This window comes from Microbacterium sp. NPDC089987 (assembly GCF_044748505.1).
In the GTDB taxonomy this organism is placed as follows: domain Bacteria; phylum Actinomycetota; class Actinomycetes; order Actinomycetales; family Microbacteriaceae; genus Microbacterium.
The window spans coordinates 795,280-807,769 of the sequence record NZ_JBIVGE010000002.1; the positions used below are offsets into that span (position 1 = coordinate 795,280).

Below are 12,490 nucleotides of genomic sequence, written 5' to 3' on the forward strand. Positions count from 1 at the left end.
CGCCGAGGCTCAGCGGGAGAGCCGGCGCAGGAGCACCGCCGCACCCGCAGCGGCGAGCAGAAGACGCAGTCCGGTCGCGCGCCATCCGCCGCTGACCTGCCCGGCCGAGCCGGTCGACTCGAAGACGTTGCCCGTGGAAGCGCTCGGCGCTCGACCGTGTAGCTCGACGTGCTTCATCAGCCACCGCGCAGCTGAGCCGTGCAGGCCCGGCGCGAAGTCGTGCACGAGCAGCGCGGCCTTCTGCGTGCGGCCGACGAACGTGACGAAGCGGCGGAGCCCCGGCGCGCGCGCGATCGCGCGCGCCACTCGCCCTGCTGAGGAGACCGGCGGCAGCGGACGCACCAGACGGCCGGTGAAGTTCGCGGCGTGCTGGTAGATCGGAGTGTCGATCGACGCCGGGAGGACGAGATGCACCCGGATGCCACTGCCCCGCAGCTCCTGCCGCAGCGACTCGGCGAACCCCAGCGTCGCGTACTTGCTCGTCACGTAGGGAGAGATCGTCGGCGAGCTGGCCCGTGAGTAGAGGGATCCGACGAGGACCAGCGAGCCGGCGCCCTGGCGCCGGAAGTGGGGCAGCACAGCGCGTGCGCCGTGGATCTGGCCCATCAGGTTCGTCTCGATGACCTGGCGGAACACGTCGGACGGAAGCTGCTCGAAGGTGCCGTAGGCGAAAACGCCGGCGTTGCCCACCCACACGTCGATGCGGCCGAACGCCGCCACCGCCGCATCGGCGAGGCCGACCATGGCTTTCTCGTCCGAGACATCCGCCGGCACGACGAGCACCTGTCCGCCCTGATCGCGGCACTCCTTCGCCACCGTCTGCAGGGCCGCGCCGCTGCGTGCGCAGATGACGAGCTGCGCTCCCTGCCGGGCGAACCGGCGCGCCGTCGCCCGCCCGATGCCGCTGGAGGCACCGGTCACGACCACCACGTCACGCTGTCGACGCGTCATGATCGCACGGGTGACAGGTCGGGGAGATCGTGGACGCCGAACTCATGGCGGAGCGCGCTGAGCGCCGCCAGCCAGCCGGGCATCCCCGTGACGCCCGGTCCGGGCGCCGCGGACGCGGAGGCGAGGTAGACGCCGGGGATCGGGGTGCGCCACGGATCGGGACTCAGCACCGGCCGGCGGAACAGCTGCCAGAGGTTCGGCGCCCCGGCGGCGATGTCTCCGCCCGGGTAGTTCGGGTTGTGCTGCTCCACCTCTCGAGCGTTGCGCGAGCTGGTCGCCAGGATGGTGTCGCGGAAGCCAGGCGCGAAGCGCTCGATCTGGTTGATCACGGCGTCCTTGCGGTCGGCCGTGCTTCCCGCCGGTACATGCGTGTACGTCCACAGCGTGTGCTTTCCTGCAGGGGCGCGGCTCGGATCGAACAGCGTCGGCTGGGACACCAGCACGTAGGGAGTCTCGGGGAGCCGTCCGCGGTGCACCTGATTCTCGGCATCCGCCACTTCGGCCCGCGTGCCGCCGACGTGCAGCGTGCCGGCGCGGCTCAGTTCGGGGTTCCTCCACGGCACCGGCTCGCTCAGTGCGAAGTCGACCTTCGCGACGCCGTCGCCGTAGCGGAACCGCTCCAGCGCGCGTCGGTATCCGGCTGGGATGACGTCGGCCGCCAGGCGCACGAGTGCCTGGGGCGTCACGTCGAGCAGTGTCGCCCAGGCCGGCGGGAGGGCGCTCAACGACTCGACCTCGTGATCGAGAATCAGCTCGCCGCCGTGGCGACGCAGATCGTCGACCATGGCATCGGCGATCGCCTGACTGCCGCCGATCGGGATCGGCCAGCCCTGCGCGTGCGCATAGGTGGTCAAGGCCAGCCCGGCACCCGCACCGGCGATGCTCGGCTGAGCGAGGATCGTGTGCGCTGCGACACCGGTGAGCATGGCAGGTGCGACATCCTCCCGGAAGCGCGCGTTCCAGGCGGGGCTGCCCTGCTCGAGCGAGCGCAGTCCGAACAGGATCGCAGTGACCAGGTGCTGCGGGATCTGAAGCAGAGAGGATCCGGTGAAGTCGGCGACCTTCGTCGCCCGCTCGACCAGCGGCCGAAGGAGTCGATGGTACGCCCTGCCGTCCACCCCCAGTGCATCGGCCGTGCGATCGAGGTCCCGGTAGGCGATGCCCGCGCGACCGCCGTCCAGCGGCTGTGCGAACGACACCTCGGGGGTGACGAATTCGACGCGATCCCGCAGCCCGAAGTCGCGGAAGAAGCGCGACTCGAAGGCCATCGGATGCACGGCGGAGCAGACGTCATGCTGGAAGCCGGGCAGGGTGAGCTCGCGTGTGGCGGCTCCGCCGCCCGGCTGACTCTCGCGCTCGTAGACGCGGACCCGGAGCCCTGCCCTGGCGAGGGTCACAGCGGCAGCGAGCCCGTTCGGCCCGGCTCCGACCACGACGACGTCGGGGTCGTCCCCGCCGGAGCGACGCCGGTCGGTCACGATTCCCGGGCCTCTGCATCCGGAGCCGGTCCCGGTGAGGGTGACGGTGACGGTGATGGAGACGGTGCTGGCGAGCCGCGCCGGGCTCGAACGGCCGCCCGGCCCTCGGCGAGGTAGCCCAGACGGTGCAGCGTCTCGGCATTGCGCCAGCGCACCAGCACGTCCATGATCGGACGCGGGACGAACCGGCCCGGTCCGGCGACCGGCACCTCCTGGATGCGCACCAAGGATTCATCGCCCTTCGAGCGCACCTCGAGCGTGACGCGCGCCTCGCCTATCGGCCACCCTCGCGCACGCAGCACCATCCTGCGCGGCGGGTCGTACTGCTCGACGATGGTCTTGTCGTTGATCAGCAGCGGCCAGACGCCGAATGAGTGATGCAGCTCGGATCCCTGCTCCGGCCAGGTGGAGGCCACGGCGCGCATGCGCGAGGCGCCGACCACCCACGTCGGGTACAGCCACCCGTCTGCCAGTGATTCGAACACGTCTTCCGGAGTGCAGTGCAGCACCCTCACGTTCTGAGCCATTCGTCGCTCCTCCCTGATCGGGCCGATGCTTCCCTCGGTCCAGCGCTTCGCTCGATCCGACGTTACGGTGCTCTGACGTATCAGCAGAGCGGGTTGCGCTCAGCGCTTTCGCGTGTTCACGATCGCTCGTGGCGAAGCAGCCCTCCGCCTGTCTCGTCCGGTTCGGGGCCGGTTGCGGCGCGCTCCTTCTGCCATGGCCGAGTCACAGCGCGTGGAGTGTGCGACGTGCCTCGTCTACGGCCTTCTCGGCCGTCGACAGCTCCTCGGCTGTCTGGCGTCGGCGATGGCCGGCAGCCTCGGCATCCCGCCGTGCCCGTGTCGCGTCCTCGCGTGCTCGAGTCAGCTCCTGCTCCAGCTCGGCGATGCGCTCGTCGAGGTGGTCGACGCGGTCCGAGGCATCCTTCGCCTCGTCGTCGGCACGACGAGCAGCTCTCTCGGCGCTGTCGTGAGCCTTCTCCGCCTCGCGCAGCGCGCGCTCGGCATTGCGCCGCTGCCGCCGCGCGCCCACCTCGTCGGTCCCGGGCTTCGCCTCGACGGGGGCTTCCGGTCGTCCCCCTCCGACGACGGAGTCGGCATCGAACGACCCGGTGGGCTCGAGATCGCGCACCAGACGTCCGGATGCCACGGCCGCCGCCGCATGGGGATCGAAGAACGCCGCCGAGATCGTCTGACGCACCGCCTCGAGCGTGGCGTCCGTCACCCGGGCGCCCTGTGCCGTGGCGAGCGATGCCGCCTCTGTCGCCAGCTGATTCGTCAGCGCCCGACGCTGCCGCCCGAGCTGTGACAGGGTCGCCGCATCCAGATCCTCCTGGGCCTCGCGCAGTTCAGCTGCGAGCTCCAGCGCCTGGCCGAGCCGGGCGGCGCGCTCATAGGCGAAGAGATTCACCACCCACGCGGCCACGCTGGGCTTGCGCAGGGCGCGGATCGCCGCCGAGAGCGCCGCGTCACCGGCGTCCTTCGCGCGCGCGTTGCGCGTCGCGATGAACTGCTCCGGTGCGGCGGCGTACAGCTTGGCGGCGATCCTCTCGAGGTCACCCGCTTCGCTCATGCGAGCGACCCTATCGCCTCAGCGATCAGTTCTTCGTGGCGTCTTCTGCCGCCTGCATGGCGGCGTCGCCCTCTTCGGGAGACTCGGCGCCGGCGCTCGCCGCGGGGTCGTCGCCGGACGCCGGCTCGCCATCCGTCGTCGGCATCTCCTGGCTGTCGAACTGCCCGTCGGGCAGCGCCTCGTCAGCCGGCTGGGGGTCGCCGTGCGCGCCGCCAGCAGCCTCAGAGGAGTCTGCTGCGGCGTCGTCGTGCAGGTCGTCGGGGTTTCCGTTGTGCTGAGTCATGCCCCGAGTATCAGCTGATCAGCGCGATCAGGGCAGGGCCGTGACGACCGGCACCTCGAGCGGTATCATCCGCGTCGGCTCGACAGGATGGCACGCGGCGCCGCCACAACGCTGTCGGGCACCCGCCGCACGTCGATCAGCGCCAGCATCATGCCCGCCGCGACTCCGCCGAGACCGCCGAGCACCATGTCGCCGATCGTGTCCTGGTAGCCGACGTGGATCTGATCGCTGATGAAGACCGACCCGAACCACTCGATCATCTCCCAGACCGCGCTGAGCGCGAGAGCGATCAACGGCGCGAGCACCAGGGGAGTCCGCGATCGAGGGCGAGCCGATGTGGTGATGCCGACGACGTCGGCACGTGTGAGGATCTCCGCCGTGAGGATCGCCAGCATTGCGGTGCAGGCGAAGTGCACCGCAAGATCCCACCACGAGATGGCGGCGTAAAGATCGAACACGTTGCTCCACGCGGCGGCGAGGACGGTCGCGCCGGCGGCGACGTCGAACCAGGCTCGCATTCCCAGCATCCGCGGCAGCATGAGCGCGGGCAGCGCCAGCGCCGCGATCCCGGCATCCGTAGGTTTCAGCCAGATCACGGCCGCGATCACACCGAGGATGCCGATGACGCGCAGCGCATCGGCCGTCCACTCCGCCGCCGTGTGCGGCGGCCGCAGGAAGTCCTCTTTCACGCGACATCCTCTCCGAAGCACAGAACCGCCTGCACGGGCAGGTGATCCGACGGCCGATGACCGCCGGGAGCGCGGGCGTTGACGGCGACCGTCCGCACGCGCACATCCCGCGTCGTCATGATCCAGTCGAGCTGCCGTCCGCCGACGCGCGGGCGCCGGTATCCAGGGTACGTGCCCCACCGCGGGCCGGCCTTCCGCTCGGCGGCATCCCGGCTGTCGACCAGAGCATCGCCGGCCTGCAGTGCGCGCACGGCGGTCGAGCCGGCTCCGGCGTTCAGATCGCCCGTCACCACCGCAGGCAGCCCGCGCTCGGCGACGAGCTGACCGATGCTCCGCGCCGAACGCAGCCGCGACGACGCGGAGAGGTGGTCGAGATGGGTGTTGATCGCGAGGAATCGCTCACCCGAGCTGCGCTCGGCGAACTCGGCCCAGACCAGGATCCGCGGGATGAGGTTCCCCCACCCGGTCGACCCCGCTCGGTCGGGCTGGTCAGACAGCGCACGCTGCCCCCAGTCGCGCAGTTCGAGACGGGCCGCGTCGTAGAGGATCGGACTGCCTTCGCCGCGTCCGCCCGTGGCCCGCCCGGTGCCGATCGTGCGGTGATCGCGGCCCAGCGCCTCCCGCACGAGGGGCATGACCGAAGGCAGCGCCTCCTGCAGGCTGAGGAGCGTCGGCTGCTCCGAGGCGAGCAGCTGGCGCACCGCGGGAGCGCGCCACGACCACCGGTCGGCCCGACGGTGCAGCACTCCGTCCGCGGCACGGCGAATGTTGAACGTCATGACGTGCACGTCGGGCGCTGCGGTCGGCCCGATCAGGGCATCCGCACCCTCGTCCGGCCGGTGAACCGCCACCGTCACCCGTCCCAGTTCTGCTGCGGGGTCTGGCACGTCTCGCGGAAGACGAACTGCGAAGGCAGCTTGCGCTGCGAGCTCGACCAGTCGATGGCCGGGCGCCGCTGCTCCGGCGGCAGGTAGCCGAGGCGGTACACGGCCATCAGCTCGAGGTCGTCTGGCACGTGCAGCAGCTCGATGATCTCGTCCCACCGGCCCGGCGCCTCCATCGGGAACGAGATGAACTGGATGCCCATCCCGAGCTCCACGGTCGTGAGCCAGACGTTCTCCATCGCGGCGCCCATGCTGAACACCGAGTAGAACGACGACAGCTCACCGGGACGGTACTCGCTGCGATCGAGCATGACACCCAGCAGCAGCGGAGAGCCGGCGACGAGCTTCGCGTTCTCGGACCCGAGCGTCTTCGGCACGCCGAGGGAGTTCATCAGCTTCTGCCCGCGCGAGGTGAACACCTGACTCGTGAACGGCCGCAGCACCGCGGGCAGCTTGTCGAACAGCATCCCGCTGCGCTTCTGCTCCATCTCGGCCTGACTGAACCGGAAGTACGGCTTGTACCGTTCGAAGAACGTGCCGTTCGACATCACCTCGGTCATGCTCTCGCCCGAGATCTTCGCGATCCGGTCGATCGTCTCGCGCTGCTCGATCACCACGAAACGCCACGGCTGGCTGTTCAGCTGCGAGGGCGCCCGGCTCGCAGCCTCGATCAGCAGCCGCTGGTGCTCTTCGCTGACCGGGTCGGGAAGGAACGGCCCGTTCGTGGTCTTGCGGCGGCGGATGACGTCGAGGAATTCCATGCTGCTCCTATCGGCTTCGGCGGGAGGTGATGACGCCCGCTGCGACGAAAGGCGCTGCGGTGAGTGCGATGGCGGGATGCCTGCGGGTGTGCGTGCCCGCGTACGGGATGACGGCGAGGGGCGCGAGCGCGGGGGCGAGGGCGAGAGCCGCGCGCCGGTCGCACCGGATGCCGGCGATCAGGGCGAGGATCGTGGTCGACACGGTCGCGATGTACAGCGCGTGGTGCACCCAGCGGAAGCGTCGCGTGTCGATGAGCCGCGTCGCGACGGCGGCTCCGAGAGCGCAGTTGGCGGTGTAGCAGATGCCGGATGCCAGGAATGCGGCCGACGCCGAAGACCGATGCCTTCGTGCTCGCCGCCTGCGTGTCATGGGATCAGCACATCATGTCGCGCGCATCCTGCGCGAGGGGTTGCGCTCTTCGCGCTTGGCCCGCAGTCATCCGAGGGAGGAGAACACGCGGAGGAAGGTGAATCACGCCGGGATTCGCCTGCTCTCGCGTGTTCCCCTGCGCTCAGTGAGGTGGGTGGATAGTGGGAGCCGGGTCGACGGCGGGGGCCGGGTCAGCGGGTTCGGCGGGATTGCGCCGGATGCCGATCCACGACACCACGCCGCCCGCGGCGAACAGCGCCGCGGTGACGATCGCAGCGCTGTGGAAGCCGTCGAGGTCGAGCGACCCGCCCACGATCGTCGAGAGCAGCGCGACCACCAGCAACCCCGCGACGCGCGAGACGGCGTTGTTGACAGCAGAGGCGATGCCGCTGCGGCGCTCGTCGATCGCGCCGAGGATCGCCGAGGTCAGCGGCGCCACGGTGAGCGCGAGTCCGAGTCCGAGCACGATCATCGACGGAAGCACCTGCCACCAGTAGTCGAAGTCGCGGCCGACGGTGAGCAGCAGCAGGGCTCCGACCGCCATCAGCAGCGGGCCCACGGTCATGAACAGCCGCGGCCCCAGCCGCCCTGCCCAGGCGCCGGCGCGCGACGACAGCAGGATCATCAGCACGGTCACCGGAAGGCTCGCCAGCCCCGCCGCCGTCGCACTGAGGCCCGGCCCCTGCTGCAGGTACACGCCGATCACGAAGCCGTTCAGCGAGAGCGCCGCGTAGATGAAGAGCGTCGAGATGTTGCCCCATCCGAAATTGCGCACCCGGAACATGGACAGGGGCAGCAGCGGATGCCGCGACCGGGCTTGGCGCCACAGGAAGACGGCCAGCAGCGCGGCACCGGCGAATCCGGGCATCCAGATCGCCGGCGTCGCCCAGCCCAGCCGCTCCTGCTCGATCAGCGCGAAGACGACGGCGCCCAGGCCGAGCGCGCAGAGGATCCCGCTCACCCAGTCGACCCGGACATCGCGTTCGTGCTCCGGCAGGTCCAGCCGACCGAGCAGCACCAGGGTCACGGCGATCGGCAGCACGTTGATGAGGAAGACGAATCGCCACGACAGCAGGTCGACGAACAGACCGCCCATGAGGGGGCCGACCAGCTGCGCGCCGGTGGTGAACGCCGTCCACACGCCGATCGCCCTCGACTGCAGTTCGCCGCGCATCGTCGCGGTGATCAGCGCGAGAGAGCTCGGCACGAGCATCGCGCCCGCGGCTCCCTGCGCCGCGCGGGCGACGATCAGCACCAGCGGATCGGGTGCCGCAGCCACGGCGACCGACGCGATGCCGAACGCGATGAGCCCGATCCGCATCACGCGCACGCGGCCATAGGCATCCGACAGCGACCCCGCCAGCAGGATCAGCGCGCTCAGCGTAATCAGGTACGCGTCGACCACCCACTGCTGGGTGGCGATGCCGCCGCCCAGCTCTCGACTGATCGCGGGCAGCGCCACGGTGACCACGGTGCCGTCGAGGAAGGTGACGAACGACGCCAGCACGGCCGCCGCGACGACGAGTCGCTGCACGCTGTTGAACGCGGGCGCAGGGGTGGGCGTGGGCACAGGGCGACCCTACTCCCGCCATCGACCTGCGGCGCGGGCAGGCGTACCCTGGCCGCAGGCGGGACGACCAGCCCCGTCAGAGGACCCCGGCGTGAAGCCGAAGACGAGAGCGGTGCGAGATGGATTCGATGATGATGGATGCGATGGCGTCCGAGATGAAGACGTCCGGCATGGAGATGATGGACATGTCGGTCATGCAGGCCTGCATCGACGCGTGCGCGGCGTGCGAGCAGGCGTGCACGGTCTGCTCGACGCAGATGATGGACTGCAGCGTCACCTGCATGAACTGCGCCGACATGTGCGGCACGATGATGCGCTCGATGCTGCGGATGCAGGGCATGACCGCATCCGTGATGATGTCGATGCTCGACGCCTGCATCGCGATGTGCGCGATGTGCATGGACGAATGCCAGGCGCACGCCGAGCACAGCGACGTCTGCCGGATGTGCGCTCAGGCCTGCAAGGCGTGCATGGAAGCCTGCATGCAGATGCGCGACGCCATGACGAAGATGGCCTCCTGACGGTCGCCGTCCCTCCTGGACCGTCGCTATCCCTCCTGGACCGTGGCCGTCCCTCCTGGACTGTGGCCGTCCCTCCTGGACCGTGGCCGTCCCTCCTGGACCGTGGCCGTCCGTCCTGGACCGTGGCCGTCCGTTCTGGGTCCCTGAGCCTGCCGAAGGGTCAGCGCGCGACGTTGTAGAGCGCTCGGCCGACGGCGAGCACGTCGTACGCGGTATGCAGCGCGACCGGCGTGCCCGCCGGCGCCTCCAGCGCCGCCCCGCCGGCGCTCCACACCGAGAGCAGGTCGCCGTCGAGAGTGCGCAGACGCAGAACGCCGGATGCCGCATCCGCCGTCTCGACAACGGCATCCGTCCAGCCGAGCGGCGTCGCCGACGCCATCCGAGCCTGGATCAGATGCAGTGCGTGACCGGGTGCGTACGAGGAGCACACGTCGCCGTGATCGCACATGCACGCCGCACGCTCGCGCACCTCGAGGGGCGAAAGGCGGGTCGGCGGCGTGTTCACGGTGGGTCTCCTCACGGTCGGGATGAACCGAGAGTACGTCCGGCTCGGACGCGCGTCGATCAGCGTCGACACGGGGCGAAACACAGCTCCGGTGCTCGCGTCTCCCGTCAGCGCGCCTGCGCCTCGACGATCGCCCTCTCGAGGTCGCCCCACCTGGTGAGTGTGACCATCCGCCCGTCGACGAAGAACGTGGGTGTGCCCTCGACGCCGAGGAAGGTGCCCTCGGACTTGTCGCGCCGCACGCGTTCGGCAGTGGCGGGGTCGGCGACAGCCTCGTCGTAGGCGGCCATGTCGAGGCCGATCTCCTCGGCGAGCGCGCGGAACGCCTCCGGGTTCGGCTCGGCGGCCTCGCCCCACTCCGCCTGCGTCTCGGACAGACGCTGGTACATCGCCTCGAACTCGCCCTGCTGGGCGGCGGCCTCGACGGCGAGCGCGGCGTCCATCGAGTTCACGTGACCAGGCAGCGGGAAGTAGCGCACGGCGTAGGTGATCTGCCCGTCGTACTTCTGTCGCAGCTCCTCGACCACGGGGTGGAACGCGGCGCAGGCCTCGCACTCGAAATCGAGGAACTCCACGACGGTCACCGCATCGGCTCCGCCGTCGTCGAGCACGTGCGACTCCTCGCGCAGCACCTGCGGCTTCGGGTCGTTCTCGGACTCCGCGCGCTGGGCCACGGCCCACACGAGCACGCCGACCAGCAGCACCATGATCAGGCCGCCGCTGATGATGACGGCCTTGACGGAGTTCTTCATGACTCGATCCTGTCAGCTCTCGTCCGCGGCGTTCCGGGCGTGGGCGAGCGCCGCCGGGGCAAGGGCGCGCGACAGCCGGGCGAACTCGCGCACGCTGCGCTCGCCGGGCCAGTCGTCGGGCAGAAGAGCCGCCGGCAGGCCGGGGTCGACGTAGGGCAGCACCCGCCAGCTGTCGATCAGCCGCACGTACGCGGCGAACGGCTCGGCCTGCTCGAGATCGGCGAAGGATGCCAGGAACCGTTCGTGCTCGGCGCGCAGCGCGTCCAGATCCCACCAGCGCGCAGCGGCGCCGGCGAGGGGCTCGGCCGGGATCGGGTCGCTCGTGCGGAAGAGGGTGGCGTAGCTGCGCGCATCCAGCTCTGCCAGCAGCTGCTCGGCCTCGTCGGCGAGGTGTCCTGGCAGGATCCACAGCCCCGCGGCGACGGCGCCCGCACCCAGGAACTGCAGTCGGCGGCGCAGCTGATGCCTGAGGTCGCGCCGCGTCTCGGGGATCGTCGCCGAGACGAGCAGCCACTCGTCTCCTGCCGTCATGGTCCGCACCGCGAAGATGCGCCGGTCGCCGCGCTCGAGCATGGGCAGCGCCGCCGGGTTGAGGGCGTAGCCGCCATCGGGCGCGGCGAGCAGCAGACCGCGCTGCTTGAGGCGGGTGATCGCCGTGCGCGCACGGGCCGCGGGTATCCCCAGGTCGCCGGCCAGCCGCACCAGCGCGGCCGACGAGATGCGGCCGCCGAGAGGCCGCAGGTACAGACCGATCAGGGTGCGCAGCAGCGAGGTGGTGCTGCCCGGTCGCGCCTCGATGTCATCGAGCACGGCCGCCCCATCTTCGCCGACACCCCCAGTTCGCGCCGAGACCCCCTCGTATTCACGTTCACAGGTGGGGGTCTCGGCGGCAGGTAGGGGTGTCGGCGAGTGGGGGGTCATGACTGCAGGGCGTCGCGCACGGCGATCACGCCGAGCAGGGTCTCCTCGTGCGAGGTGCTCAGGGGCGACAGCCCGAGCCGGATGCCGTCCGGGAAGCGGAAGTCGGGGATGATCCCGTCGGTCCACAGCTGCTTCGTGACCTCCTGGAAGGAGTCGTGCCCGATCGTCACGTGACCGCCGCGGCGCGACGCCTCGCGCGGCGACAGCAGCCGCACGCCGAGCGGTGCCAGCACGGCGTAGTACGCGCGGATCGCGAACTCGGTGAGCGTGATCGACTTCGCCCGCAGGGCGGTGACGCCCTCGAGCTCGATCAGATCGAGCATGCCCTGCATCGCGAGCATCGACAGCACCGGCGGGGTGCCGCTGAGCAGCTGCCGGATGCCGGAGACCGGGGCGTACTCGGGACCCATCGCGAAGATGTCGGCGGCTCCCCACCAGCCGTGGATCGGCTGCACGACCGCACCGTGATGCTCGGCGCGGAGGTAGCCGAACGCGGGTGAGCCCGGTCCGCCGTTCAGGTACTTGTAGGTGCAGCCGACAGCCATGTCGACTCCCCACTCGTCCAGCTTCATGGGCACGACGCCGACCGAGTGGCACAGGTCCCAGAGCATCAGCGCCCCGGCATCCTTCACCACCTGGGTGATCTCCGGCATCTGCGCGAGCGCGCCCGAGCGGTAGTCGACGTGGCTGAGCACGACGAGAGCCGTGCGCTCGGAGACGACCGAGGCCACCTGCTCGGCGGTGACGCCGAGGACGGGATCGGGCTCGACCCAGCGCAGCGTCGCACCGGTCTCGTTCGCGACGCCCGCGGCGATGAAGCGGTCGGTGGGGAAGTTGCCCGCCTCGATGACGATCTCGTCGCGGCCGGGCCGCGCGGCGACACCGGCGCGCGTGAGCTTGTAGAGGAGCACGCTGGTGGAGTCGGCGACGACGGTCTGGCCGGGCGCGGCGCCGAGGGTGATCGCGCCGATGCGATCGCCGAGCTGCATCGGCAGCTCCATCCACTGCTCGTCCCACGAGCGGATCAGGCGCGTGCCCCAGTCGTCGCGGATGAAGGCCGCCGCCTTCTCGGGCAGATCGCGCAGCGGGCGCCCCAGCGAATTGCCGTCGAGGTAGGCGGTGACCCCGGGAGCGTCGGCGAACTCGGCGATGTGATGGGCGAGCGGGTCGGCCTGGTCGAGCTTGCGGGCTTCGGCGAGCAGGTCGGCGGTGATGTCGGTGTCGGTCATG

16 protein-coding genes are annotated in these 12,490 nt (G+C 70.5%); 1 reads left to right on the top strand and 15 read right to left on the bottom strand.

Going from position 1 to position 12,490, the window contains the following annotated elements; all coding sequences use genetic code 11:
- Positions 1 to 9: 9 nt before the first annotated feature.
- The 11 genes from ACIPV2_RS11420 to ACIPV2_RS11470 form a co-directional block, all read right to left on the bottom strand.
- Entirely contained in the window at positions 10 to 951 is a 942-nt protein-coding gene (locus ACIPV2_RS11420; RefSeq protein ID WP_400841334.1) for an SDR family NAD(P)-dependent oxidoreductase, read from the bottom strand.
- Entirely contained in the window at positions 948 to 2,429 is a 1,482-nt protein-coding gene (locus ACIPV2_RS11425; protein WP_400841336.1) for a phytoene desaturase family protein, read from the bottom strand. Before ACIPV2_RS11425 ends, ACIPV2_RS11420 begins: the two co-directional genes overlap by 4 nt.
- Positions 2,426 to 2,956, bottom strand: coding sequence for an SRPBCC family protein (locus ACIPV2_RS11430; RefSeq protein WP_400841338.1), 531 nt, complete (start codon positions 2,954 to 2,956; stop codon positions 2,426 to 2,428). Before ACIPV2_RS11430 ends, ACIPV2_RS11425 begins: the two co-directional genes overlap by 4 nt.
- Positions 2,957 to 3,158: 202 nt before the next feature.
- Entirely contained in the window at positions 3,159 to 4,004 is an 846-nt protein-coding gene (locus tag ACIPV2_RS11435; protein ID WP_400841340.1) for a transposase, read from the bottom strand.
- 25 nt (positions 4,005 to 4,029) lie between these two features.
- Positions 4,030 to 4,287, bottom strand: coding sequence for a hypothetical protein (locus ACIPV2_RS11440; RefSeq protein WP_400841342.1), 258 nt, complete (start codon positions 4,285 to 4,287; stop codon positions 4,030 to 4,032).
- 65 nt (positions 4,288 to 4,352) lie between these two features.
- On the bottom strand, positions 4,353 to 4,976 hold the full coding sequence (locus ACIPV2_RS11445; protein WP_400841344.1) for a DUF2238 domain-containing protein: 624 nt from the start codon (positions 4,974 to 4,976) through the stop codon (positions 4,353 to 4,355).
- A complete protein-coding gene (locus tag ACIPV2_RS11450; protein WP_400841346.1) occupies positions 4,973 to 5,827 on the bottom strand; it encodes an endonuclease/exonuclease/phosphatase family protein in 855 nt (284 codons plus the stop codon). Before ACIPV2_RS11450 ends, ACIPV2_RS11445 begins: the two co-directional genes overlap by 4 nt.
- Before the next feature lie 2 nt (positions 5,828 to 5,829).
- A complete protein-coding gene (locus ACIPV2_RS11455) occupies positions 5,830 to 6,621 on the bottom strand; it encodes a nitroreductase family protein (RefSeq protein WP_101188762.1) in 792 nt (263 codons plus the stop codon).
- A gap of 7 nt (positions 6,622 to 6,628) precedes the next feature.
- The gene (locus ACIPV2_RS11460; protein ID WP_400841348.1) at positions 6,629 to 6,991 is read right to left on the bottom strand and encodes a hypothetical protein; all 363 of its coding nucleotides are present in this window, start codon (positions 6,989 to 6,991) and stop codon (positions 6,629 to 6,631) included.
- 142 nt (positions 6,992 to 7,133) lie between these two features.
- The gene (locus tag ACIPV2_RS11465; protein WP_400841352.1) at positions 7,134 to 8,561 is read right to left on the bottom strand and encodes an MFS transporter; all 1,428 of its coding nucleotides are present in this window, start codon (positions 8,559 to 8,561) and stop codon (positions 7,134 to 7,136) included.
- A 76-nt stretch (positions 8,562 to 8,637) separates the two neighbouring features.
- On the bottom strand, positions 8,638 to 8,901 hold the full coding sequence (locus ACIPV2_RS11470; RefSeq protein WP_400841354.1) for a hypothetical protein: 264 nt from the start codon (positions 8,899 to 8,901) through the stop codon (positions 8,638 to 8,640).
- Here ACIPV2_RS11470 and ACIPV2_RS11475 point away from each other — a divergent pair.
- Positions 8,900 to 9,082, top strand: a complete 183-nt coding sequence (locus ACIPV2_RS11475) for a hypothetical protein (RefSeq protein ID WP_400841357.1) — start codon at positions 8,900 to 8,902, stop codon at positions 9,080 to 9,082. The genes ACIPV2_RS11470 and ACIPV2_RS11475 overlap by 2 nt on opposite strands.
- A gap of 160 nt (positions 9,083 to 9,242) precedes the next feature.
- On the opposite strand, the gene ACIPV2_RS11480 is transcribed toward ACIPV2_RS11475, so the two are convergent.
- From ACIPV2_RS11480 to ACIPV2_RS11495, 4 genes are all read right to left on the bottom strand, one after another.
- Positions 9,243 to 9,587: a hypothetical protein gene (locus tag ACIPV2_RS11480; RefSeq protein ID WP_400841359.1), complete on the bottom strand. Its 345-nt coding sequence runs from the start codon at positions 9,585 to 9,587 to the stop codon at positions 9,243 to 9,245.
- Positions 9,588 to 9,694: 107 nt separating this feature from the next.
- Complete coding sequence (locus tag ACIPV2_RS11485; protein ID WP_400841361.1) at positions 9,695 to 10,339, bottom strand: DsbA family protein; 645 nt, start codon at positions 10,337 to 10,339, stop codon at positions 9,695 to 9,697.
- Between the two features lie 12 nt (positions 10,340 to 10,351).
- Positions 10,352 to 11,149, bottom strand: a complete 798-nt coding sequence (locus ACIPV2_RS11490) for a PaaX family transcriptional regulator C-terminal domain-containing protein (protein WP_400841363.1) — start codon at positions 11,147 to 11,149, stop codon at positions 10,352 to 10,354.
- A gap of 107 nt (positions 11,150 to 11,256) precedes the next feature.
- Complete coding sequence (locus ACIPV2_RS11495) at positions 11,257 to 12,489, bottom strand: kynureninase (RefSeq protein WP_400841365.1); 1,233 nt, start codon at positions 12,487 to 12,489, stop codon at positions 11,257 to 11,259.
- Position 12,490 lies beyond the last annotated feature (1 nt).

Bases quoted from the DNA above. Each gene is read 5' to 3' on its own strand.
- ACIPV2_RS11475 (WP_400841357.1), top strand. From the start codon at position 8,900: ATGACCGCATCCGTGATGATGTCGATGCTCGACGCCTGCATCGCGATG.
- ACIPV2_RS11470 (WP_400841354.1), bottom strand. From the start codon at position 8,901: ATGCCCTGCATCCGCAGCATCGAGCGCATCATCGTGCCGCACATGTCG.
- ACIPV2_RS11485 (WP_400841361.1), bottom strand. From the start codon at position 10,339: ATGAAGAACTCCGTCAAGGCCGTCATCATCAGCGGCGGCCTGATCATG.
- ACIPV2_RS11460 (WP_400841348.1), bottom strand. From the start codon at position 6,991: ATGACACGCAGGCGGCGAGCACGAAGGCATCGGTCTTCGGCGTCGGCC.
- ACIPV2_RS11440 (WP_400841342.1), bottom strand. From the start codon at position 4,287: ATGACTCAGCACAACGGAAACCCCGACGACCTGCACGACGACGCCGCA.
- ACIPV2_RS11420 (WP_400841334.1), bottom strand. From the start codon at position 951: ATGACGCGTCGACAGCGTGACGTGGTGGTCGTGACCGGTGCCTCCAGC.
- ACIPV2_RS11430 (WP_400841338.1), bottom strand. From the start codon at position 2,956: ATGGCTCAGAACGTGAGGGTGCTGCACTGCACTCCGGAAGACGTGTTC.
- ACIPV2_RS11455 (WP_101188762.1), bottom strand. From the start codon at position 6,621: ATGGAATTCCTCGACGTCATCCGCCGCCGCAAGACCACGAACGGGCCG.
- ACIPV2_RS11435 (WP_400841340.1), bottom strand. From the start codon at position 4,004: ATGAGCGAAGCGGGTGACCTCGAGAGGATCGCCGCCAAGCTGTACGCC.
- ACIPV2_RS11495 (WP_400841365.1), bottom strand. From the start codon at position 12,489: ATGACCGACACCGACATCACCGCCGACCTGCTCGCCGAAGCCCGCAAG.